This window comes from Leifsonia sp. Y878 (assembly GCF_057669685.1).
Map to the genome: position 1 here is coordinate 85,102 of NZ_JBYHFS010000001.1, position 22,655 is coordinate 107,756.

Sequence of the window (22,655 nt, forward strand, 5' to 3'; positions counted from 1 at the left end):
CATCCAGTGCGAGCAGATGGAGCTGAAGAAATGGCCGAAGTCGTTCTGTTCCACCACGCCCTGGGGCTCACGCCGGGCATCGTGCGTTTCGCCGACGAACTGCGCGAGGCTGGGCATACCGTGCACACGCCCGATCTCTATGAAGGTCGCACCTTCGAGACCGTGGATGAGGGGATGGTCTATGCCGAGCAGATCGGATTCGGCGAAGTGATCGCCCGCGGCACGCGGGCGGTTGAGGGACTACCCGTCGAACTGGTCTATGCCGGTTTCTCGCTAGGTGTGCTCCCCGCACAGATACTTGCGCAGACCCGCGTGGGCGCACGAGGCGCTCTACTGTTCTCTTCCTGTGTTCCCGTCTCTGAGTTCGGCTCTGCCTGGCCGGATGGCGTTCCTGTGCAGGTGCATGGCATGGACGCCGACCCGATCTTCGTCGGCGAGGGCGACATCGACGCTGCCCGCGCGCTCGTCGACTCGACTGGTGATGCTGAGCTGTTCCTCTATCCGGGTGACCAGCACTATTTCGCCGACAGCACGCTGCCTTCCTATGACGCGGCTGCGGCCGCGCTGCTGCTGGACCACACGCTGACGTTTCTCCAACGAACTCGCTCTGATGGTGCGCCATCATCGCGAGGCCTTGACCACGATCGTCCAAATGTCACCGAGGGCCAGCCATAGGGCTCCGCCGAGCTGGTCGGTGGAGCACGGCTCGGTCACCGGTGAAGACCAGGTGGACGCTTGGCACGTGAGGATCAATCGCCTCTTCCCCGACAGTGAGTCCAGACTGCTGGGGGCGTGATCAGCCCGTAACCTGAACGCGTGACCAACAGCACCAACCACCGGCGTGACGTCCTTCGAGATCGCGTGAGCCGATCCATCTCGCGGCTGGCTGGTGACGCCATTCGCACGATCGATGCTCCCACCCAGGTCATATCCATCGTCACCGCTGACGACCAGATGCCGCAACGGCACGCCAGATTAGTGATCGACCTGTGCCTGCGTGCTGGGGAGGCGATGTTGGCCACTGGCGCTTCTGCTGCTGACGTTGTGGCCACCGTGTTGAGGGTCAGCACTGCATACGGCGTCAGCGGAATGCACGTGGACATCACGTTCACATCTCTTACCGTTTCGATCCATCGCGGGATGAATGAAGACCCCATGTCGGTGATGCGAGTCGTGAAGGTGCGAACCACGGACTACTCGCGGCTGCAGAATGTGTACCTGCTGATCGACGAGATAACCCGCGCCGATAGTCGGATCGGTGTCGAGGAAGCACGTGAGAGTCTCAGCTCGATTCTGACCAGCCCGCATCCGTACCGCCGCTGGGTGGTCACCGCGGGCAAGGCCATTCTCGCTGCCGGAGTTGTGGTGATGTTCGACGTGAGCTTCGTCCTGGTGTTCATCGCGGCGGCAACGGCAATTCTCTCGGACTTCATCACCCGCAAGCTCGGACGATTGTTAGTACCCGACTTCTTCGCCCAGATTGCGGCGGCCATGGCAACGACCAGCATCGCGGTATTCATCTTCTGGTTGCGGTCGATGGGCATCGAACTGCCGGGATCCAATAGCCCCACCGTCATTGTTATCGCGGGGATCATCACGCTTCTCTCCGGCGTCGGCCTCACCGCATCCGCTCGCGACGCCATCGACGGGTATTACGTCACTGCGACGGCACGCGGTATGGAAGTGTTCATGCTCACTCTCGGCCTCGCCGTCGGCATCTCGATCGTTCTGGGCGCTGCGATGCGGATGGGACTGCCCGTGACGATCGGGACATCGCTCGGTGGCGAGATTGGTCTCGTTCCCGGCGTAGTCGGCTCCGCGCTCATCGGCGTGGGATTCGCGCTCACCTCCTACGTGCGACTGCGCTACGTACTACTGATGGGCGCCTTGGCCGGTCTCGTTTTCGCCGTGTATTCGCTGGTACTTCCCCTTGCCTCCCAACCGGGACTCGCGCCGGGGATCGCCGGCATTGTGGCGGGCGTGATCGGGTACCTCATTTTCCGCTGGGTCAAAGTGCCGGAGAGCGCAATGACTATGGCGGGCATCATCGGCCTGATTCCTGGGCTCGCGGTCTACCGGTCGTTGTATGCGTTGATGGACTCCGCGAACGGAGTGACAGAGGCCCTTCCCGCGATGGTGATTGCGCTGGCGACAGGCATTGGACTCGCAGCGGGAACGACTATCGGTGGTTTTGCTGCCAGACGGATCTTTGGCCTCGACCGCTCGGCCATGCTCGCGGGGCGCCGGACCCGCGGGGCGCGTTAAGCGCTTCCTTTCTCCAGGGGCCGGAATCGTAGAGCGACCACTCCCGACCGGAAGTCGTGGCGATCCACGAGCTCGAGCTGAATGCGCTCGCGTAAACCGCCAATCGACCTCACTCAGCGTGCTCGACACGATGTACTTCTTCGCCTGGTCGATGGTCTCAGCGAACGGGATCTCCCACTCATCCATCCAGTCAGGCCACCTACCCGAGACGGGCTTTCGCCACGCCGACTCCATCATCTGGTAGGTCGTGCGGCCGAACAACAGTGCATCCGCTCGCGCCATCTCCGTCGTCCAAAAGTCCATCGATTCCTCGTCCGGAGGAAGGCCTGCCTCGTGATGGCAGCAGCCATCGAGCGTGACGTTGATGGAATATCGAAGCGGTCTCATCTCGTTGCTCTCCCTCGATGCGCGCAGCGCGTCTCACCGGGCCATGCTCAGACCATAGTCCGCGCCGTTCATCTCACCACTCGTAGCGCGTCCAGAAGTGATCCCTGCGTCTCGTATCCCATGGGTCGCAAGGGGGATCTTCGCCTCACCTTCGACCAATCTCTCTGCGCTTGTCCTGGTGAAACTCCGCAGCCACCCTCAGGTCCACTTCGGCGAGGGTAAGGCTCAGTCGGAAGCGCAGGTCGTCTACGGGGTCGGTGTGCTCGCGACCAGTCCGCTCACCAGCTCATTCGGTCCCTCGTCCGCGCTGTCGGTGTCGCTGAAGTGGGGTCGCGCTCCGTCGTCGAGGAGGAAGTCGGCGTGGCCGTCGAGGCGCACGGCGAGCTCGATCGAGCGGGGGAGCATCGTGGACTCATAGGCGCGAATGGCCTCGGCGATAGTGTCGGATGCGACGAGGGCGAGGGCGAGCTCGCTGGCGTCGAGCATGGCGAGATTCACGCCGACGCCGACTGGCGGCATGAGGTGGGCGGCATCGCCGAGCAGCGTGATTGAGGCGGAACGCTGCCATTCGTGCGGTGCGGGCAGCACGAAAAGGGGCCGATCGACATACTGCCCGTCGTTCTCCGTGATCATCCGGAGTACGTCGTCCGACCAGCCCTCGAACTGGCTCACGAGGTGACGGCGGATGCCATCGGTGTCGGCCGGGGTGAGATCGTTGCGGCTCATCCAGTCCAGTGGCTCCCTCCGCACGATGTAGACCCGCATGTGGTCACCGCTGTTGCGCTGGGCGAAGAGGGCGGCATTCGCGTCGGCGGCCATGGCGCTCCCGCCGCCGACCAGCTTGGCGAGTTGCGGATGACGGGCCTCCAGATCGTCGAACCAGGCTTCGAGGAAGTCGACACCCGAGTACGTGGGCACGGAATCCGAGATCGCTGCGCGCACACGGGAGAAGGCGCCGTCCGCACCGATCACGAGATCGGTCTCGATCGCGCTGCCATCGCTGAAGGTCAGCACGCGCGGCCCCTCGTCGGGCCCGGTGACCGACTCGAGCTTGCGACCCCACTGCACTGTCCCCGGCTCAAGCGAGTCGAACAACAGCGCCCGCAGCTGTCCGCGGTCGATCTCGGGCGCTGAGGTCTCGCCGGCTTCGGGCCGGTGGTGCATGAGAAGCTCGCCCGCGGGGCTCAGCTGGCGCATTTCCTGCCCCTCGAAGCGGGCGAGGGCGAAGAACTCGTCCAACAAGCCCGCTTCACGAAGTGCCACCTGCCCATCTTCCGCGTGCAGGTCGAGTGAGCCGCCTTGGTTGCGGGTGGCGGCATCGGGGTCCCGGTCGTAGACGGTTACAGCGATTCCGTGGTGTTGCAGGATGCGCGCGCAGGTCAGGCCGCCGGGGCCGGCACCGATAATGCTGATTCTTTTGCTGATCAGTGTCTGAGTCGTCATGGGGTTGTCCTCTCGGATGGGTCTCAGCGAGCACTCGCTCACTGCGATCACAACAAAAGCACACTCAGACCAAAAGTGCAACGAGTACACTTTTGCAACAGTGCAACCGAACAGGTATCATGATGGCATGACGGATGTCGAGCCCATCGGGCGACGAGAGCGCAAGAAGGCTGCCACGAGCCGAGCGCTCGCCGACGCAGCCTGGGAATTGTTCATCGCCCGCGGCTTCGATGCGGTGAGCGTTCGCGAGGTCGCTGACAAGGCAGACGTTTCCACCACCACGCTTTTCAAGCACTTCGCGAGCAAGGAAGCCCTGGTTTTCGATCGAAGCGACGACTTCGAAGCAGAGCTCGTCGCGGCCGTGCGCGACCGGCCAACCGGGCAGGGAATACTCGACGCTCTGCGCGTCCATGCCGTCCAGGCCTGGGCGCCGGTTGCCGAAGACCCTCGCCTCCAGCAGCTGGCCGCCCTGATCGACTCCACACCGTCCCTGCGTCACTACTACGAACGCACCTGGCTCCGACACGCAGACGCACTCGCCGCAGCCATCGCCGAGGCGACCGGCCGCCCACAGAGCGACCTGGCAAGCGCGGCACTAGCCCGCTTCGCGCTCGACGTCCCCACACTCATCCGAGGGCACCCCCGTCCCCACGACGCCATAAGCGAGATCTTCGAACTCCTCGCCAGCGGATGGGCGACCACGTTTCGAGACTGACCCGGGCGTGCCGGACTTCCGCCGCTATGCACCCGTCCGAAAATGCGACCTCGCGGCTAGATGACTGCAAATGATGGAATCGAAGGACGACATGTTCGATGGACAAGGTTTGATAAAGGCGTCGCGGACGCCCAGACTCGATGTGCCCTCGAAAGAAATGAGCCAACGACCGTTGACCCTCTGGCTCGGTGCCTCGGCGCTGCTCGTAGCCGGAGCATTCAACCTGGTCACGTTCGTGACAGGAGTCTTCGTGCTCCTTTTCGATTTCGACGAGTCGACCACCGTGGTACTTCTGATAGCCCTTTTGCTGACGGCCATATTTCTCGTCGTACTGCCCGTCTGGGCGGGCCTTGCCGTATTGCAGCGATCCGCAGCTGCGGCGGTCTGGGCCGTCCTCTACTTCGTCGCTCAGATCCTTACGGCCTTCCTAAACATTGACCCAATGCAGTACTTCATCTCCGCGATTGCACTCATAGCGGCGATCCTGCTCTGGATTCCAGCCACGAGGGCCTACTCGCGGGGATCATAAGCAATGCGCGGGAAAAGTCAGGCCTCACTCCGGGCACCCTGACCTGGCAACGCTGCAGCGATGCGCCTCATAACCCATGGGTTATGAGGCGCAGAGACTATGACACACTGCGCCCGTGGTCGGGCGATTTTCCTCACCATCTGTGAGCGCTCTTGGCCGCATTCTTTTCATTACTCGATTCGTGATGAGCTACGGGATCAGGTCAAAGGGAGAACAATTGGACCGGCTTCGGCTGGGCCTCCACATTCAGCGGTGCTGCGAATCCAGACGAAGTCTGTGGCAACTTCTGCTGCCACGGAGCCGTCGGCATAGTAGGCCGTGATCGTGCCCTGTTCAGGCTGGTTGGGCATCCGGAACGACCATGAGTTCCCGCTTCCGCTGGCCGTGTATGGCGAGAGGTCGTCCAACGGTGAGGTAGATGCGACGGTTGGAGTGACGCCGCCGACGAGCGGAGAGGAGGACGTCTCGACCGGCTGTATTCCGTGACCGAGTTGAGAGCAGAAGCCGTCGAGATCGCATAGGCGCACCTCTTCGATTTGGCTGGCGTCGCCGGTCAGCTGCACGGACAAAGTGTTAATGTAGCCGACAGCCGAGCAGTCGATGTATGGCGCCCCGGCGCACCCCGAGAGTGTGGCGGAGACAATGACGCCGATGACGGCCGTCCACGCTTTTCGGGAACGATCCACGTGTCTGCTCATACTTCGACGCTCTCACACCACTGAATGCGACGGTAGGCTCCAGAGGTTTCGTTATTAGCGTGTTAGATCTGCGGGTTCCGACCGGATCCCGGTCGGAGAGCGGCGCCAACGCCCGGGACGGTCGCCCGAACATCTTCGATCAGTCGTGTTGGCGTCCGTAAGTCGAACGGGCGATGACTAGCTTCGCGGAGTAGCGCTTCGTTCCGCTGTCCGGCATGCTTCGAGGATGACGAGATGGGGAATTACGGCACTCGTAACACTCTCTGCCGTGATGCTGCTCGCTGCCTGCACGGGGGTACCGCCGATCGCCTCGGATCAGGGAGAGCCGTCGAGCGTCGCGGATCGCACGAACCGAGGAACCGCTGAAACGTCCAGTGGCCCCGTCGAAGGGACGGCGTTCTCTGAGTCTGCACCACAAGGCACTTGGCTTGAGAGGAATCAGACGTTCGCCATCACCACCTGGGGTAGCTCTAGCTGCCCACCCATCCCGACATCAATCGAATCGGAAGCCGATAATACGGTCACGATTCATTTCGAATCGTCGCCACACGATCCGTGCACGGCTGACATGGCGGCGACAACACACGAGTTCACCGTGCCCAGCGGCTCGGGAGCGACCCCGCTGACAATCACATTGACCTACGCCGACTGGGACGGCACCGACTCGATAACCCTGGACTAAGTGTCACCGGGATAGATGTAGATCGCATTAGGCTCCAGCCGAGAGCGCCCGACTCATGATGCCCGCAATCACGTCGGTCTTGGCATCGGAGTATGCATTCATGTCGTCGAAGCCCTGATTCAGCAATGCTCGCTTTGTGTCTTCGTATAAAGCGCGGTCGTCCGAATCCGCGCGGAGATGGTTGCGGAAGAGGAGGTAGTTGTCTGCAGCGTGGTCGCCTCGTTCCAGGATGTGGATATGCACATCGCGTGCTGGAGTGCGCACCAGACGATGGCCAGGCTCACGAGTTCGTAACTCATATCCTGCGGCCAAGAGAGGAACGAGATAGTCCTCTTCTGCGGTGATGTCGTCAACCGTGACCAGGATGTCGACAATCGGCTTGGCTGCCAGTCCGGGAACGGATGTCGATCCGATGTGTTCGACCTCGACATCCGCCGTTCCAAGCGCCTTCCGCATTCGTGCATGGTGGTCAAGAAAAATATCGGGCCAGCTCTCGTCGTAGCCGACCACTTCGAGATGGCGCTTTTCAGATCCGCCGACTAGCTCGACCTCTTCAACGTCTGCTCGACGACGTTCAACGTTGTTGGCCATGCGATCATCCGTCCATTCGGTCGTAGTGTTTCGATGTCGCATTGCCTACCGCTCGAATCGCAATGCGCACCGTTAAGTATGAGACAGCCAACACGAGCAGAACGACGATGTTGCTTGGGGGCGTCTAGGACGCATCCAGGCTGATCGCCGCTTCTGGGGTCGCCACCCGGAAGCTGAAGGTCTCCTCGAGGTAGAGGTGCACGTCGTCCGGGTCGTGGTACTCGTAGCCGACCGAGAGGTCCTGGCCGGATTCGAAGAGGAAGTCCCCGCCGCGCAGGCTGACGACAACGCCCCCGCGCACGCCGGGCGCCCACACGATCGGCCCGCCCAGGATTTTGCGCACGTGGTCGAACAGCGGATATCCGCCGTGCTCGGCCGTCTCGATGATCGCCGTGTAGTGCGCGGGGCCAACGGCGAGCCCGTATGGGCCGCTCACCCCGCTCGACAGCAACACCTCGACGGCTTTGGCCACCCGTTGCGGATAGTCGTAGAAGTCCTCGACCCGCGGCACCGGCGTGTGCGGGGACGCCTCTGAGATGCCGACGATTCCCGCCGCCATCCAGCCGTGGAACACAGCAATGTTCTCGGCGAGGGCGATCTGCATGGCCGCGTCGTCGAGGTTGTCGAGATTGGTGTCGACGGCGCCCCGGTCGTAGTCGAGCAATTCTTCGCGGGAGACGGTGAACTCTGCCCGGATCTCCGCCAGCGGAAGCACCAGGCGCCGCCTGGCGGTGACCGCCTCGACCGGCGAGATCGGTAACGACTCCGTGCGCCCCAGGTTCGTCGCTGAGTACTCCCAGCCGAACGGGCCGGCGAAATCAACGAGCCTGCGAGCGCCGAGCGCCGCGATCAGTCGTTGCTTTGCCTCTGAATCGAGCAGCGCCCAACCGGCATCGGAGATCGGGGCGTGAGCGCGCAGCAGATGGTCCATGGCTAGAATCCCGTGCCTTTCAAGCTTCCAATACCGAGGTCGGCGCCCTGTGTGGCTGCGTCGCGTCTGGCACTCACCGCGGGGTTGCCGCCGGTCGCGCGCGATACGCCTGTCCCGTTAAACCGGCTGTCCGCGGCGGGAACGCCAAGGCCGCCAGACCCAGCCGCACTGCTCGAGCTGCCGCCAGCCCCACCGCCACCAGAACCGCCGCTCGCGCCGCCATCCGCTTTCGCGCCGGCCTCGGCCTCTGAGCGTTCGCCGTTCTCGACGATGTCACCATCCTGGAACAGGATGCCGCGCGCGGTTTCCCGCCAGAGCGGCTTCTGTCGCAGTAAGAACTCCAGGTCCATGCTGAAGTGCTTGAACTCTTCCCCTAGTGAGTCGGCCATGATGGCGTGGGAGACGGCATCCGGTTCAAGCGACATCCGCTGCTCATACCATCCGATGGCTTCAGCCTCTTCGGTGAGGTTGGCGCACATGCGCGCGAAGGTTCGGGTCTCGGCCGAGAGCTCATTCGCCGGCTCGTGATACTGATCAAATCCCATGAGAACTCCTTCTCAACCAACAGATCTGCTCCGACAGTACGCCCGGGTAAGGCAAGATCGAAGGATCATGTCAACACTCGAAGCACTGCCGCACGTAACCGATCCCGATGTGCTGTTCGAGGCGTTCGAACTCTGGGCCGGCCGCCAGGGGCTCACGCTGTACCCAGCGCAGGAAGAAGCGGTCATCGAGATCGTCTCCGGCGCGAACCTCATCCTCAGCACCCCGACAGGCACCGGTAAATCGCTGGTCGCTATCGGCGCCCACTTCGCCGCGCTCTCCGCCGGCAAGCGCTCGTTCTACACCGCGCCCATCAAAGCGCTGGTAAGCGAGAAGTTCTTCGCCCTCGTCGAGGTATTCGGCGCAGAGAATGTCGGCATGATGACGGGGGACTCCTCCGTCAACTCCGACGCTCCCATCATTTGTTGCACCGCGGAGATCCTCGCGAACCTGGCCCTCCGAAACGGTGAGGACACTCCCGTCGACCAGGTCGTCATGGACGAGTTCCACTTCTACTCAGACCCCGATCGCGGCTGGGCCTGGCAGGTGCCGCTGCTCACGCTGCCGAAGGTGCAGTTCATCCTGATGTCGGCCACGCTCGGTGATGTCACCGACCTGGCTGCAGATCTGAAGCGCCGCACCGGCCGGGAGACCGCCGTCGTTACCGGTGTTGAGCGCCCGGTACCGCTGCACTACTACTACGAGACAACGCCGATCCACGAGACGGTCGAAGACCTGCTCGGCACCGGCCAGTCACCGATTTACGTCGTGCACTTCTCGCAGGCCGCCGCCCTCGAGCGCGCGCAGGCACTGGCCAGCGCCAAGGTGGCCACGAGAGAGCAGCGAGATGCCATCTCGGAGCTGATCAAGGAATTCAGGTTCACGACAAGCTTCGGCAAGACGCTGTCGCGCCTGATCAAGATGGGCATCGGCGTGCACCACGCCGGCATGCTGCCGAAGTACCGGCGTCTCGTTGAGCAGCTGGCCCAGCGCGGCCTGCTCCGCGTGATCTGCGGCACAGACACTCTCGGCGTCGGCATCAACGTGCCTATCCGCACCGTGTTGTTCACCGCGCTCACCAAGTACGACGGCACGAAGATGCGCCAGCTGAACGCGCGGGAGTTCCACCAGATCGCCGGGCGTGCGGGTCGCGCGGGTTACGACACCGCTGGCACCGTCGTCGTGCAGGCACCAGAGCACGAGAGCGAGAACCTCAAGGCCATCGAGAAGGCCGGAGACGACCCCAAGAAGCGCCGCAAGATCATCCGCAAGAAAGCGCCTGAGGGCTTCGTGTCGTGGGGAGAGCCGTCGTTCCAGCGCATCGTCGCGGCCGAGCCTGAGACGCTCACCTCGAGCATGCAGATGACCAGCGCCATGCTCATCAACGTGATCGCCCGCGGCGGCGACGCCTTCGCCAACGTGTACTCGCTGGTCTTCGACAACCACGAGCCGTGGAAGCGCCAGCTCGAACTGGCCAAGCGTGCGCTCGGCATCTACAAGACGCTGCGTGCCGCCGGGATCGTCGAGCAGGTGACCGACGCGAAGACGGGGGAGACCATCATCCGTCTCACCGTCGACCTGCAGCCGAACTTCGCGCTCAACCAGCCGCTGTCGCCCTTCGCGCTCGCCGCGTTCGAGCTGCTCGACCCCGACCCCACTGTGCAGACTGGCACGGGCAACTACGCGCTCGACATGATCTCCATCGTCGAAGCGACCCTCGATGACCCGCGTCCGGTGCTCTCAGGGCAACAGTTCCACGCGCGCGGCGAGGCCGTCGCCGCCATGAAGTCTGAGGGCATCGAATACGACGAGCGGATGGCACTGCTCGACGAAATCACGCATCCCAAGCCGCTGAATGAGTTGCTGACCTACGCCTTCGACACGTACAAGCTGTCGCAGCCCTGGATTGCGGACTTCGAACTGCGGCCGAAGTCTGTCGTGCGCGACATGTACGAGCGGGCCATGTCGTTCGGCGAGTTCATCGCGTACTACAAGCTCGCCCGCAGCGAGGGCGTGGTGCTCCGCTACCTGTCGGATGCCTACCGGGCAACCAGGCAGACCGTGCCCGATGAGGCGAAGACCGAAGACCTGCTCGACCTCATCGAATGGCTCGGCGAACTGGTGCGCCAGGTCGACTCCAGCCTCCTCGACGAGTGGGAGGAGCTGATCCACCCCGACCTCGCCGCGCATGAGGCCGGCGCCACCGCTGTGCTGCCGCCAGCGCCGAAGCGCCTCACGATGAACGTGCGCGCTTTCCGCATCCTGGTGCGGAACGAGATGTTCCGGCGCGTGCAGCTCGCTGCCCGTGAGCAGTACGAGGCGCTCGGCGACCTCGATCGGGACAGCGGCTTCGACGCTGACGCATGGGCCAACGCCATGGACGACTACTTCGACGAATACGACGAGGTGCAGACCGGCGGCAATGCTCGCAGTGCGTCACTCATCATCTTCGACGAGACCGGCACTCGGCCAGACGGCACAGTGGCAAGCGGATGCTGGACCGTGCGCCAGATCTTCGACGACCCTGCAGGAGACCACGACTTCGGCATCAGCGCGGAGGTCGACCTGGCCGCCTCGGACGAGGCGGGGGCCGCTGTCGTGCGGGTGACCGGGGTGAACCGGCTCTAGAACCTGCTGCGCGGGTCGAACGCAGCTATGCGGGTGTTGCAACTGCCGCGCAGCTGCGTTCAGCCCGCGTGGCTCGATTTCGAGACGCGGCCTCGTTCCTCGGGCGCTCCTCAATCAGCGGGATTGCCGTTGGTCGGCGATGCTTGAATTCACGAGGCCCGCCAGGGCCGTCTCGAGACCAGCTAGCGGAACACGCTCAGGTCGCTCAGCGCATCGCTCACCTGGAACGACAAGCCGCGCTCGTCGGCGATGAGTGAGCGGTACCGGATGGCCGTGTCCGGATGGTCGGTGACGATTCCATCAACGGGAACGCGCAGCAGGTCGCGAATGGTCTCCTCGCCGTTCACCGTCCAGACGTAGACCGGCTTGTCGATGGCGTGCGCCTCAGCGAGGAACTCCTCACTGAAGGAGGCCTGCTCCACGACGAAGAAGTCGCAGTCGACATCTGGCAGGTCGCCGATCGTCATCGCGATCGTGTACCCGACCCGGAGCTCAGGGCGTTTCGACTTCAGTTCTGCCACCGCCTCTGCGCTCAACGAGTGGTAGATGTTGCTCTCCGTCACCCCGAGCGAATCCAACTCGGCGAGGAACTGATCGACGAAATCGGGCGACTCGTGCCCGTGCACCTTGAGCTCAATGAGCAGGGGAACACCGAGTTCGGCCGCGCGGGTGACGTACTCAGCCATCGACGGAATCGTGGAGCTGTGCCCACCTACCCGCACTCGGGTCGATGTGACCTCCTCGAATGTCATGTCGAAGATGTTCCGGTTGATGCCGGCGACCATGAAGAGGTTGCTGTCGTGGCTCGCGACGAACTGGCCATCCTCGGTCTGCTGGAAGTCGGTCTCGACGTAGTCGACATCCGCTTCTGCCGCCGCCTCGAGCGCGGGAATCGTGTTCTCAACGCCACCGCCGATGAAACCGCGGTGGGCGATCACGAGCGTGTCCGACGCCGCGGCGACGGGCGTGGCGACCGCGGGAGCCGCATCCATCCCAATGCCCATGACCAGGATGGCCGAGACCGACCAGGCGAGAGCAGACTGTGCACGCGCACCCCTCGGACGAACCGTCATCGGCTCCGGTCGAACAGTGTGCATGCCGAGCAGGTCACGGCTGATCGCGACGAGGATATGGGCGACAACCACCTGGGTGATTCCGACGACGATGAAGCCGAAGGCACGGCCGGTGCCGATGGCCACGGATTCCACCACAACGGCCGCCCCCGGTCGGAGGTCTGCGGCGAATTCGGTCACCCTGATGATCAGCTCAATGCCCAGCGACGACACCAGCACGGCAACGAGCACAGGGCCGCCGACGGAAACCAGCAGCTGCCAGGACCGGCGGCGGGTCGCGAGGATGCTCCGGCCGAGGGAGCGGAGCGGCGTGCGACCGGAGACGACCAGCAACGGCAGCGCGAGGATGAGGCGCAGGTTCACGTAGAAGATCGCGATGATGACGACGACGTATCCGGTGGCGCCGATGGGCGTCTTCATGTACTCGCCGGTGACGAACGGCGGAATCCCGATTCCGCTCGTGAGCACAGAGAGCAGGCCGAGGCCACCCAGCGGAGCGACGAGGAAGAAATAGGCCAGCAGCACGGGGGACTGGTAGTGGAAGACCCTGCGCAGGTGCCAGAGCAGAGCCGCGACGATCCCTCGGATGCCGAGGGATCGTCCGGCCTGCTGCCGGTTGGCCACGATGAAGATGGTGGAGACCTGCAGGCTCACGGCCGTCAGCGCGATGGCGGCGATCAGGAGCAACAGCAATACGGCGATCGGGTCGGCCAGCATGGTGCCGAGGTTGCGGTCGGTGAGGTTTGAGAGGCCTGCAGAGGCCAGTGCCAGTTCAAACAGACTGGTGATGGCGGGAATCACGCACGTCACGATGGTGCCCTGCACCACCAGGATGATCGCCAGATAGTGCCAGAACGAGGCACGCGTCATCCGCAGCACTGCTACGAACCGGGCGGCGTCGATCAGGGCAACGCGCTGCCGGTGCGCTGACGGTGCAGATTCCTGCTCGGCGTCGCCTCGCAGCGGGGCAGATGGCAGAGGGGCAGATGCACGTCTCACTGCGCTGTGCGCTGGGTGAAAGTTGGTACGACGCAAGGCACTGCGCTGGGGCGTGTGGGAGATCTGTGCACTAGTGCATTGTAGGCACGCCGAAATGGGAGAAACCCCCGCGCGAAGCCGCCCGGGCGTGGCGCCAGATCCCCACGAATCGCGAGAGTGCAAGGACGTGACGTTCCGTGACGAACGCGGTAGCCATGTGACGGCCTTTCTCGCCGGTGTTGACATCTGTTGCCACGATCAGTCCCACACCTCACAGCGAAAGGATCCACAGTGTCTCGCATCACACGAACTTCACTCATTGCCGGAGCGGTGCTTAGCACTGCCGTCATCCTCAGCGCCTGCGCCGCCCCCGCGTCCCAGGAGTCAACGTCGGGCGCGTCGGCCGGCGAACCGGTGACCGGCGGCTCGCTCACGTACCTCGAGTACCAGGCTCCGACCTGCCTCTACCTGCCGGGAACCGGGTTCTACCCGAACGGCGGAATCGTGAACCAGATCACCGACAAGCTCACCTACCAGGACCCCGAAACGCTCGAGGTCGAGCCCTGGATCGCCTCGTCATGGACGATCAACGACACGGCAACCGAGTACACCTTCGTCATCCGCGACGGCGTGACCTTCTCAGACGGCACCCCGCTTGACGCCGCCGCCGTCGCCGCGAACTTCGACACCTATGGCAAGGGAAACGCTGAGTTGAAACTCACCGTGTCCGAGGCCATCAACAACTACGACCACAGCGAGGTCATCGACGATCACACCGTGAAGTTCGTCTTCACGCAGCCCTCGCCTGGGTTCCTGCAGGGCACCTCGGTGATCCAGTCGGGCCTGGTATCGCCGGCCACTCTCGCGCTGCCCTACGAAGAGCAGTGCCAGCTGAAGAACATCGTCGGCTCCGGCCCGTTCACGGTGTCGAACCAGATCGTCGACAAGGAAATCGACCTCGCGGCTCGCGAGGACTACGACTGGGCACCGCCGTCGAGCGATCACCAGGGCCGCGCGTACCTCGACGAGGTCAAGGTCATCGTCACCCCTGAAGACAGCGTGCGCATCGGCTCGCTGCTCTCCGGCCAGGCCGACTACGTACGGTACGTGCAGGCGTTTGATGAGGCATCCGTTGAAGCAGCAGGGTTCGACCTGTACGCGCCGCAGACCCGCGGCGTGAACAACGGGCTGTTCCTGCGCCCCGCGAACTCGATCCTGCAGGACATCAACGTGCGGAAGGCGCTGCAGGCCGGCACCGACACGCAGGAGATCGTCGACACGATCTTCACGAAGAACTACCCGCGGGCCACCTCGGTGCTGTCCCAGAGCGCGCTCGGCTACGAAGATCTCTCCGACAAGCTCGAGTACGACCCCAAGAAGGCCAACAAGCTGCTGGATGCCGCTGGCTGGGTCGCCGGGGATGACGGCATCAGGGTCAAGGATGGCGTGCAGCTCTCGCTCAACGTGTTCGTCGCGTCCGCCCAGCCGCTGTCGAAGCAGACGCTCGAACTCGTGGCGCAGCAGTGGACCAAGATCGGCGTGCTGCTGAACGTCAAACCGGCTGACTCTGGATCGCTCGCGGCCGACATCAAGGACGCGGAGAAGACGGCGCTCAACCACTCGATGGTCGGGCGTGCAGACCAGGACGTGATCAAGAGCCAGTTCCACACCAAGAACCGCAACGTCATCCTGTCGAACGACCCACAGCTCGACGCGTTGCTCGAAGCTGAAGCCGCCGAACCGAACCTGGATGCCAGGAACGCGGATGTCGCCGCAGCCCAGGAATACATCATCGACCAGGGCTACGCGATTCCGTTCTTCGAGGAACCGCAGGTGTATGGAGCCGCAACGTACGTGAAGGGCGTGACCTTCGAATCGGTCGGCCGCCCGAGCTTCTACAACGTCTGGCTGAACAAGTAACACGCACCACCTCCGGTGGTTGAGGAGGCCGCCATGCCGTCTCGAAACCGCGTGAGTCGATCCCGACTCGCCTGGTTTCGAGACAGGGGCTCGCACGCTCGCGCCTTCCTCAACCACCGGGATGGGCCAGATACCCACAGACACGAACGACAAGGAAAGGGGCGGATATGAGCAGGCTCAGGTACGTCGCCGGACGAGTAGGGCAGGCAGCCCTCGTATTGTGGGCGGCGTTCACGATCACGTTCGTGCTGTTGCAGTCGCTGCCGGGCGACTCGGTCATGATCAAGTTTGAGAATCCGGAGCTGGGTCTGTCACCGGCCCAGATCCTGGAGATCCGGGAGCGCTACGGTGTGGATCAGCCGGCCGTCATCCAGTACCTGCACACGCTGCTCGGCTTCCTCCGCGGCGACTTCGGGTACTCGATCCAGACCGGCACCCCGGTGATCGAACGGTTGGCCGAGGGGCTCCCAGAGACGCTGAAACTCGCGACCGGCGGTTTCCTGCTGGCCATCCTGCTCGCCGCAGCCATCGCCTTCACCGCCAGCTACACACGCTTCTCCTGGCTGCGGAGCGTTTTGCTCTCGGCCCCGAGCCTGTTCATCTCCATCCCGACTTTCTGGCTCGGCATCCTGCTCGTGCAGGTGTTCTCCTTCCAGCTGCGGCTCGTGCCCGTGATCGGCGGGACAGAAGCGCAGCTGTTGATCCTGCCGATCCTCACCCTGGCCATCCCGATCTCCGCCCCACTGGCCCAGATACTCTGCCGCAGCCTCGACGCGGTCTACACACAGCCGTTTGTGGCCGTTGCCCAGGCCAAAGGGGCATCCCGCCAGTGGATCCTCTGGCGCCACGTGGCCCGCAACGCCCTCGTGCCAACGCTCACCATCGCCGGCCTCATCTTCGGCGAGCTGATCGCCGGCTCAGTCGTGACCGAGACCGTCTTCGGCCGCAACGGCATCGGGCGCCTCGCCGAGCAGGCCGTCACCTCGCAGGACGTTCCCGTGCTGCAAGCCATCGTCGTACTCTCTGCGCTCGTCTTCGTTGCCGTGAACCTGGTCGTCGACCTGCTCTATCCGGTGCTCGATCCCCGGCTTGCCCCGAAGCGAACCGGGCGTCCGCGCTCTGGCACCGGCAGCGCTACAACAACGGATGCCGTGACTTCTGCCACCACTCCAGCCGCCGCCGAGTCGAAAGGCACCGTGCTCGCATGACCGTCCTGAACTCTGAAGCCGCTGTTTCAGCGGATGCCGCTGGTGCCGCTGATGCCGCTCGTGCACGTACTGGCGTCGCTGCGATTCCCGCCACCGCGCCTGCTCCTGATTCCGCCAGCGGAGAACGGCAGCAGAGCCGTCGTCGCCGTCGCCCGTCGCTCGGCCTCATCCTCGCCTGGGCCGTGGTCGTGCTTGTCGCACTCTGGGCTGTCCTGCCCGGCGTCTTCACCGGATTCGATCCCCTCAGCGGCGTCGCCGCCGAGAAGCTGCAGGCCCCGAGCGGCGCGCATCCGTTCGGGACGGATGCCCTCGGCCGCGACCTTCTCGCCCGGGTCATCTTCGGCGCCAGCAACTCACTGACGGGCGCGTTCGTGGCCGTGACGGTCGGGCTCGTGGTCGGCACAGCCATTGGCCTGGTCGCCGGGTCGGTCGGTGGCATCATCGACGACATCCTGATGCGCGTCATCGATGTGTTGCTGTCGATCCCCGGCCTGCTGCTGGCGCTGACCATCATCATCCTGCTCGGCTTCGGCACGGTGAACGCCGCGATCGCGGTCGGTGTTGCGTCCATCGCCTCCTTTGCTCGGCTGTCGCGGTCTGAGGTCGTGCGGGTGCGCCGCGCCGACTATGTGGAGGCAGCTTTCGGGTCTGGTGGGCGTTTCGGAACCGTGCTCATCCGTCATGTGCTGCCGAACTCGCTCGCGCCGGTCATCTCGCTCGCGGCCCTGCAGTTCGGTGTCGCGATCCTGGCCATTTCGACACTGGGCTTCCTCGGCTACGGTGCACCGCCGCCCACGCCGGAGTGGGGCCTGCTCATCGCGGAGGGCCGCAACTACGTGGCGACCTCGTGGTGGCTGACCACTTTCCCCGGCATCCTCGTCGTGCTCGTGGTGTTGTCGACGAACCGCATCAGCCAGTCCATCGGAGGTGAGCGCGCATGAGTCTGCTCGAGATCAACAACCTCGCCGTGTCGTACAGCACGGCTGCCGGAACAGCCCGCGTCGTGCATGACGTGTCGTTCGCGATCGAACCCGGTGAGGTGGTGGCCGTCGTCGGTGAATCCGGCTCTGGCAAGTCGACCACCGCGCACGCCATCATCGGCCTGCTTGCGGGGAATGGACGGATCGACCATGGCTCCATTCTGCTGAACGGCACCGACATCGCCGGCTGGCCAGACAAACGACTCGAAACCGTGCGCGGCGCTCAGATCGGCCTCGTGCCACAAGACCCGACCAGCTCGCTGAACCCGGTGAAGACCATCGGCGCGCAGGTGGGCGAGGTGCTCCGCATCCACCGGAAGGGTGCCAGGCGCGACATCGCTGCCCGTGTTGTCGAGCTGCTCACCCGCGTCGGCCTGCCTGACCCTGAACTGCGCGCCGCGCAGTACCCGCACCAGCTCTCCGGCGGCATGCGCCAGCGTGTGCTGATCGCCATCGCGATCGCACTAGAGCCGCAACTGATCATCGCCGACGAGCCGACGAGCGCCCTCGACGTCACCGTGCAGCGTCGCATCCTCGACCTGCTCGACGACCTGCGCGCCGAGTTTGGAACCGCGATCCTGTTCGTCACCCACGACCTCGGCGTCGCCGCCAGCCGGTCGAGTCGGCTGGTTGTGATGCAGGACGGCCGCATCCAGGAGCAGGGCAACACGAGTGAGGTGCTGGCCAACCCGCAGAGCGAGTACACCAGGCGCCTGCTGGCCAACGCTCCGGCGCTGGCTCCCGTTGCGTTCCGGTCGCAGAAGCCGCCCATCTACCTGCGTGACGCCGGCAGTGTCGCGGCCGAGAACCCGTCGGCCATCCAGGTCACGAACCTGGTCAAGGAATTCGCGGCTCCGACCAGGAACGGTGCGAGCTTCCGCGCCGTCGACGACGTGTCGTTCAGCGTGCGCCGCGGTACCACCCACGCCATCGTCGGCGAATCAGGATCGGGCAAGACCACAACAGCGCGCATGATCGTGCGGTTCGAGGAGCCGACGAGCGGGCGCGTTGAGGTGGATGGGGATGACGTCGCGCCCTTGCGCGGTGAGGCGCTTCGGCAGCTGCGCCGTCGCATCCAACTCGTCTATCAAAACCCATTCGCCTCGCTCGACCCGCGCCAGAGCGTCGGCCAGATCGTCGCAGAACCGCTGCGCAACTTCGCGCTCGCCGACCGTCAGGGGCGGGCGAAGCGTGCCGCGGAACTGATCGACCGCGTTGCCCTGCCGGCTGCCGCCCTCGAGCGGAAGCCCCGTGAGCTCTCCGGCGGGCAGCGCCAGCGCGTTGCGATCGCCAGGGCGCTCGCCGTCGACCCGCGGGTGGTTGTGCTTGACGAGGCAGTGTCGGCGCTCGATGTGACGGTGCAGGCGCAGATTCTCGAGCTGCTCAGCCAGCTGCAGGGCGACCTCGACCTCACCTACCTGTTCATCTCGCATGACCTGTCGGTCGTCAGGCAGATCTCCCACACCGTGTCGGTGATGAGCCGAGGCCGCATCGTCGAGAGCGGCAGCGCTGAGCAGGTCTTCCAACGCCCGACCCACGACTACACCCGTGAGCTGCTGGCCGCCGTGCCGGTGCCGCTCCCGGTGCCAGCGCAGGTGCAGGTACCACTGCAGCCCCACGAAAGGAACATCCTCGTATGACCACCAGACGCCTCGGCTTCTTCACTCGCCTCCTCGACGAGGTGCCGGCCGGCGACCGCTACCGGTTCGCGGCCCAGCAGATCACCACCGCTGAACGATTCAGCTTCGATTCGGCCTGGGTCGCCCAGCACCACTTCCATGAGAAGGAGGGCGGTCTGCCATCGCCCCTGGTCTTCCTCGCGCACGTCGCGGCGTTGACCTCCGAGATCCGGCTCGGCACAGGCATCATCACGCTGCCCCTCGAGAACGCGATCAGGGTCGCAGAGGATGCCGCCGTGCTCGATCTGCTCTCCAACGGGCGGCTCGAGGTGGGCGTCGGCTCCGGCGGAACGCCATCCTCGTTCACGGCATTCGGACACGAGAGCTCAGACCGCGGCCGCATCTTCGCCGAACACCTGCAGATCGTACGCGACGCATTCGCCGGCGAGGAGTTCGGGGCGCGACAGGCTGCTGCCGCGCCGTCCGATGCGCCGTCTTCTGCTGCGGCCAACCGGCTCTACCCGGCAGCGCCAGACCTACTCGGCCGCATCTGGCAGGCAACGTTCTCCGCGGCCGGCGCAACCAGGGCAGGCGCTGCCGGCGACGGCCTGATGCTCTCCCGCACACAGCCACGACCAGCGGATGCCCTGGGCGCAACGCTCTCCGACATCCAGCTCCCCATCATCGACGCCTACTTCGAGGCGCTGCCTGCAGGGACCCCGCCGCGCATTATGGCGTCGCGCACCCTGTTCGTCGCCGACGATCGCGCCGAAGCGCGGCGCTACGCCGAGATCGGGCTGCGCAGGGCCATCGCGGGATTCCGGGCATCCGGCCAGACCATCTCCGGCGACACCCTCGACGAACTCATCGTCTCGCTCGACACCCACGTCGGCACCGTCGACGAGGTCATCGAATCGCTGGCGGCCGACCGGTCGCTCGACAACGTGAGTGACGTGGTGTTCCAGGTGCACTCCGTCGATCCGCCACACGAGCTCATCCTGCGCTCGATCGAGCTCATCGCCACGGAGGTCGCACCGGCGCTCGGCATCGGCGCGCGCGTGGGCGGCACTGGCACGGCCACCGGCACCGCCACGCACGCCAGCGGCGCCGGGCGCGCGGCATCCGCGTTGATCTCCTGACCACACCCACAGCACTACGACCCAGCACTGGAGCACACCATGACCATCACCACACCAGAGGTCGCGGCCGGCATCGCCTCGTCGGGCCCCGACGGCCGCGCCGACGTGATCAACCAGCTCGTCGGCATCGAACCAGGGTCTGCCATCGCCGCACTGCGCGACGCGCGCCCAGCAACCAAGGCGAACGCGCAGGCCAGCTACGACGCGCTGTTTGAGCCGGAGTACCCCGGAACCGTGACCGCGCGCGAGCGTTTCGCGGTCGCCACCTTCGTCATCGGGCTGCACGACGACGCCGAGACCCGTGCGTTCTACGAAGCGCGACTGCGGGATGCCGATGGGGCGGCCGGCGACGGAGACGGCGCCGACGTGACCGCCGCAGTGCAGGGCGAGATTGTCCTCGGCGCCACCACCGGGCCGTATGGCGCGTACCCGGCGGAGGCGTTGAGCGCCGAGAACGTCGACGGGCCGCGCTACCTCGTCGCTGACCAGAACCGAGACGCACTCGGGTCGCGCCTGGTCGCGGCGCTCGAGCACGCGCACCTGCTAATGTTCCGTCCGCGCGAGGCGAGCGCGGATGCGCTGCAGGTGCTGCTGGATGCCGGCTGGTCGACGACCGACATCGTCACCCTGTCGCAGCTGGTCGCCTTCCTCAGCTTCCAGGTTCGGGTGATCGCCGGACTCCGGCTGCTCGCCGCCGACATCGCTGCGTCGTCCGACATCGCTGCGTCGTCTCCCGCTGCATCCACTGACATCCCGAAGGGCCTCTGATGACTGACACCGCCACACCCACCACGTCGACGACCGCGACGTCTGAATCCACTATCCCGTACCCAGAGCTGGCGCGTCCGCAGGTCTTCACGCAGGACGATCTCGGCTGGGTGCCCTGGCTCGAACCGCTTGCAGAGGCTGAGCTGACCGAGCGGCACTGGGCAGGACTCGTGGATGCGTCCCGCGCGAAGTCACCGTACTTCTCGCTGCTGGCGCGCGACCCGGAGATCCTCGGCGCCCGCACCCGCACCGACAAGGACATCTTCTACAACACCCAGGCTGGCCTGCCCCGCGCCGAGCGAGAACTGGCTGCCGCCGCCACCAGCCGGTCGAACGGCTGCATCTTCTGCGCATCCGTTCACTCGCGCTTCGCGACGCACCACTCCAAGCGCGGCGACGACGTGCAGCGCCTGCTCGATGAGGGAACGGATGCGCCACAAGACCCGCGCTGGACGGCCATCATCGCGGCATCCGTTGCCCTCACGGCAACGCCGCCCGCACTGACGGGGGAGCACCTGGCCGAGCTGCGTGCGCAGGGTCTTGATGACCTGTCGATCGCGGATGTCATCCATGGCGCGGCGTTCTTCAACTGGGCGAATCGCCTGATGTTGAGCCTGGGAGAGCCGGAGCTGCCGAAGGCCTAGCCCGATACTTGAGTCGTGGCGTCCCGGTTGCCTTGACAATGTGTGGGGTGCCGATGAGGCTTGCGTTCACACGCTCCGTGGTGGGGAGGCACGCATGCCGTACTCGAAGATGGTCGCCCTGGGCAGCTCCTTCGCCGCGGGACCGGGAATCAAGCCCGTTGTGGATCGGCGTGCCATGCGTTCGGGGCGAAACTACGCGCACCTCGTCGCGGCAACGCTGGGCGCGGAGCTTGTCGACGCGACGGTTTCAGGTGCCACAACGGCGAACGTCCTCGACCTGCCGCAGCGCAGCCGGGACCACACGTTCCCACCACAGATCCAGGCAGTTGGGCCATCCAGCGATCTGGTGACGGTCACAGTGGGCGGCAACGATCTCGGTTACCTGCCCGCGGTCATGACGACGGGCATTGTGGAGCGCCTGAAAAGTTCGCAGCTGACGTACACCCTCGGCCGGCGCCTCCGTGCTCGAAACCCCCTTCATCCCGTGACGGAGGAGGAGGTCGATGTCGCCACCGACGGGCTGGTGCGGATTGTCGAGGACATCCGTGAGCGAGCGCCCGATGCCCGTGTGATCTTGGCCGACAATCTGCCGATCCTCACCCAGGAATCCCGGCCAGGACCCACGCTCCGATTCACGGGCGACGAGATTGAGCACATCCGCCAGCTGGGCCAACAGCTATCGGCAGCATTCATGGAGGCGTCACGCCGCACAGGGGCAGACGTGATTCCCGCCTCGGCGTACAACCAGTCCCATGGGCTTGGTTCGAGCGATCCGTGGATCACGCCGCTGAGAATCACGAAGATGTCGAGTTCGTTCCACCCGACCGCCCGCGGCATGCAGGAGGTTGCCCGCCGCATCCTTCGGCTCCTTGCAGATCACGACGTGACGTCAAGCTGACTTTGCGGATGGGCAC

At 64.8% G+C, this 22,655-nt stretch carries 19 protein-coding genes; 13 read left to right on the forward strand and 6 right to left on the reverse strand.

Going from position 1 to position 22,655, the window contains the following annotated elements:
* Nucleotides 1-30: 30 nt before the first annotated feature.
* Together AC25Y4_RS00360 and AC25Y4_RS00365 are read left to right on the forward strand one after the other, a co-directional pair.
* Entirely contained in the window at nt 31-675 is a 645-nt protein-coding gene (locus AC25Y4_RS00360) for a dienelactone hydrolase family protein (protein WP_488118387.1), read from the forward strand.
* Between the two features lie 141 nt (nt 676-816).
* Complete coding sequence (locus AC25Y4_RS00365; RefSeq protein ID WP_488118388.1) at nt 817-2,265, forward strand: threonine/serine exporter family protein; 1,449 nt, start codon at nt 817-819, stop codon at nt 2,263-2,265.
* A 633-nt stretch (nt 2,266-2,898) separates the two neighbouring features.
* Here the strand turns inward: AC25Y4_RS00365 and AC25Y4_RS00370 are convergent.
* Nucleotides 2,899-4,095 carry an FAD-dependent oxidoreductase gene (locus AC25Y4_RS00370; RefSeq protein WP_488118389.1) on the reverse strand — a complete coding sequence of 399 codons (1,197 nt, stop codon included), beginning with the start codon at nt 4,093-4,095 and terminating at the stop codon, nt 2,899-2,901.
* Between the two features lie 127 nt (nt 4,096-4,222).
* Here AC25Y4_RS00370 and AC25Y4_RS00375 point away from each other — a divergent pair, with 127 nt between their 5' ends.
* Together AC25Y4_RS00375 and AC25Y4_RS00380 are read left to right on the forward strand one after the other, a co-directional pair.
* Nucleotides 4,223-4,810, forward strand: a complete 588-nt coding sequence (locus tag AC25Y4_RS00375) for a TetR/AcrR family transcriptional regulator (protein WP_488118390.1) — start codon at nt 4,223-4,225, stop codon at nt 4,808-4,810.
* Nucleotides 4,811-4,967: 157 nt separating this feature from the next.
* On the forward strand, nt 4,968-5,339 hold the full coding sequence (locus tag AC25Y4_RS00380; RefSeq protein WP_488118391.1) for a hypothetical protein: 372 nt from the start codon (nt 4,968-4,970) through the stop codon (nt 5,337-5,339).
* A 197-nt stretch (nt 5,340-5,536) separates the two neighbouring features.
* Here AC25Y4_RS00380 and AC25Y4_RS00385 read toward each other — a convergent pair whose 3' ends face one another.
* From AC25Y4_RS00385 to AC25Y4_RS00400, 4 genes are all read right to left on the reverse strand, one after another.
* Complete coding sequence (locus tag AC25Y4_RS00385) at nt 5,537-6,037, reverse strand: hypothetical protein (RefSeq protein WP_488118392.1); 501 nt, start codon at nt 6,035-6,037, stop codon at nt 5,537-5,539.
* Between the two features lie 709 nt (nt 6,038-6,746).
* Nucleotides 6,747-7,310 (reverse strand): GrpB family protein, encoded by a 564-nt coding sequence (locus AC25Y4_RS00390; protein ID WP_488118393.1) that lies wholly within the window; start codon nt 7,308-7,310, stop codon nt 6,747-6,749.
* A 124-nt stretch (nt 7,311-7,434) separates the two neighbouring features.
* The gene (locus tag AC25Y4_RS00395; RefSeq protein WP_488118394.1) at nt 7,435-8,241 is read right to left on the reverse strand and encodes a family 1 encapsulin nanocompartment shell protein; all 807 of its coding nucleotides are present in this window, start codon (nt 8,239-8,241) and stop codon (nt 7,435-7,437) included.
* 2 nt (nt 8,242-8,243) lie between these two features.
* Nucleotides 8,244-8,786: a ferritin family protein gene (locus AC25Y4_RS00400; RefSeq protein WP_488118395.1), complete on the reverse strand. Its 543-nt coding sequence runs from the start codon at nt 8,784-8,786 to the stop codon at nt 8,244-8,246.
* Nucleotides 8,787-8,853: 67 nt separating this feature from the next.
* Here AC25Y4_RS00400 and AC25Y4_RS00405 point away from each other — a divergent pair, with 67 nt between their 5' ends.
* Nucleotides 8,854-11,412, forward strand: a complete 2,559-nt coding sequence (locus AC25Y4_RS00405) for a DEAD/DEAH box helicase (protein ID WP_488118396.1) — start codon at nt 8,854-8,856, stop codon at nt 11,410-11,412.
* A gap of 182 nt (nt 11,413-11,594) precedes the next feature.
* On the opposite strand, the gene AC25Y4_RS00410 is transcribed toward AC25Y4_RS00405, so the two are convergent.
* Nucleotides 11,595-13,484 carry a glycerophosphoryl diester phosphodiesterase membrane domain-containing protein gene (locus AC25Y4_RS00410; RefSeq protein ID WP_488118397.1) on the reverse strand — a complete coding sequence of 630 codons (1,890 nt, stop codon included), beginning with the start codon at nt 13,482-13,484 and terminating at the stop codon, nt 11,595-11,597.
* Nucleotides 13,485-13,754: 270 nt separating this feature from the next.
* On the opposite strand from AC25Y4_RS00410, the gene AC25Y4_RS00415 reads away from it, so the two are divergent.
* The 8 genes from AC25Y4_RS00415 to AC25Y4_RS00450 all read left to right on the forward strand — a co-directional run bounded on the left by AC25Y4_RS00415 (nt 13,755) and on the right by AC25Y4_RS00450 (nt 22,639).
* Nucleotides 13,755-15,383 carry a TIGR04028 family ABC transporter substrate-binding protein gene (locus AC25Y4_RS00415; protein ID WP_488118398.1) on the forward strand — a complete coding sequence of 543 codons (1,629 nt, stop codon included), beginning with the start codon at nt 13,755-13,757 and terminating at the stop codon, nt 15,381-15,383.
* A gap of 167 nt (nt 15,384-15,550) precedes the next feature.
* Nucleotides 15,551-16,591 (forward strand): ABC transporter permease, encoded by a 1,041-nt coding sequence (locus AC25Y4_RS00420; RefSeq protein WP_488118399.1) that lies wholly within the window; start codon nt 15,551-15,553, stop codon nt 16,589-16,591.
* On the forward strand, nt 16,588-17,532 hold the full coding sequence (locus AC25Y4_RS00425) for an ABC transporter permease (RefSeq protein ID WP_488118400.1): 945 nt from the start codon (nt 16,588-16,590) through the stop codon (nt 17,530-17,532). The genes AC25Y4_RS00420 and AC25Y4_RS00425 overlap by 4 nt, the downstream gene beginning before the upstream one ends.
* On the forward strand, nt 17,529-19,211 hold the full coding sequence (locus AC25Y4_RS00430; RefSeq protein WP_488118401.1) for a dipeptide ABC transporter ATP-binding protein: 1,683 nt from the start codon (nt 17,529-17,531) through the stop codon (nt 19,209-19,211). The genes AC25Y4_RS00425 and AC25Y4_RS00430 overlap by 4 nt, the downstream gene beginning before the upstream one ends.
* Complete coding sequence (locus tag AC25Y4_RS00435) at nt 19,208-20,329, forward strand: putative FMN-dependent luciferase-like monooxygenase (protein WP_488118402.1); 1,122 nt, start codon at nt 19,208-19,210, stop codon at nt 20,327-20,329. The genes AC25Y4_RS00430 and AC25Y4_RS00435 overlap by 4 nt, the downstream gene beginning before the upstream one ends.
* 39 nt (nt 20,330-20,368) lie before the next feature.
* Complete coding sequence (locus AC25Y4_RS00440; protein ID WP_488118403.1) at nt 20,369-21,097, forward strand: CMD domain protein; 729 nt, start codon at nt 20,369-20,371, stop codon at nt 21,095-21,097.
* On the forward strand, nt 21,097-21,741 hold the full coding sequence (locus tag AC25Y4_RS00445; RefSeq protein ID WP_488118404.1) for an alkylhydroperoxidase domain protein: 645 nt from the start codon (nt 21,097-21,099) through the stop codon (nt 21,739-21,741). Before AC25Y4_RS00440 ends, AC25Y4_RS00445 begins: the two co-directional genes overlap by 1 nt.
* Before the next feature lie 94 nt (nt 21,742-21,835).
* On the forward strand, nt 21,836-22,639 hold the full coding sequence (locus AC25Y4_RS00450) for an SGNH/GDSL hydrolase family protein (protein WP_488118405.1): 804 nt from the start codon (nt 21,836-21,838) through the stop codon (nt 22,637-22,639).
* Nucleotides 22,640-22,655 lie beyond the last annotated feature (16 nt).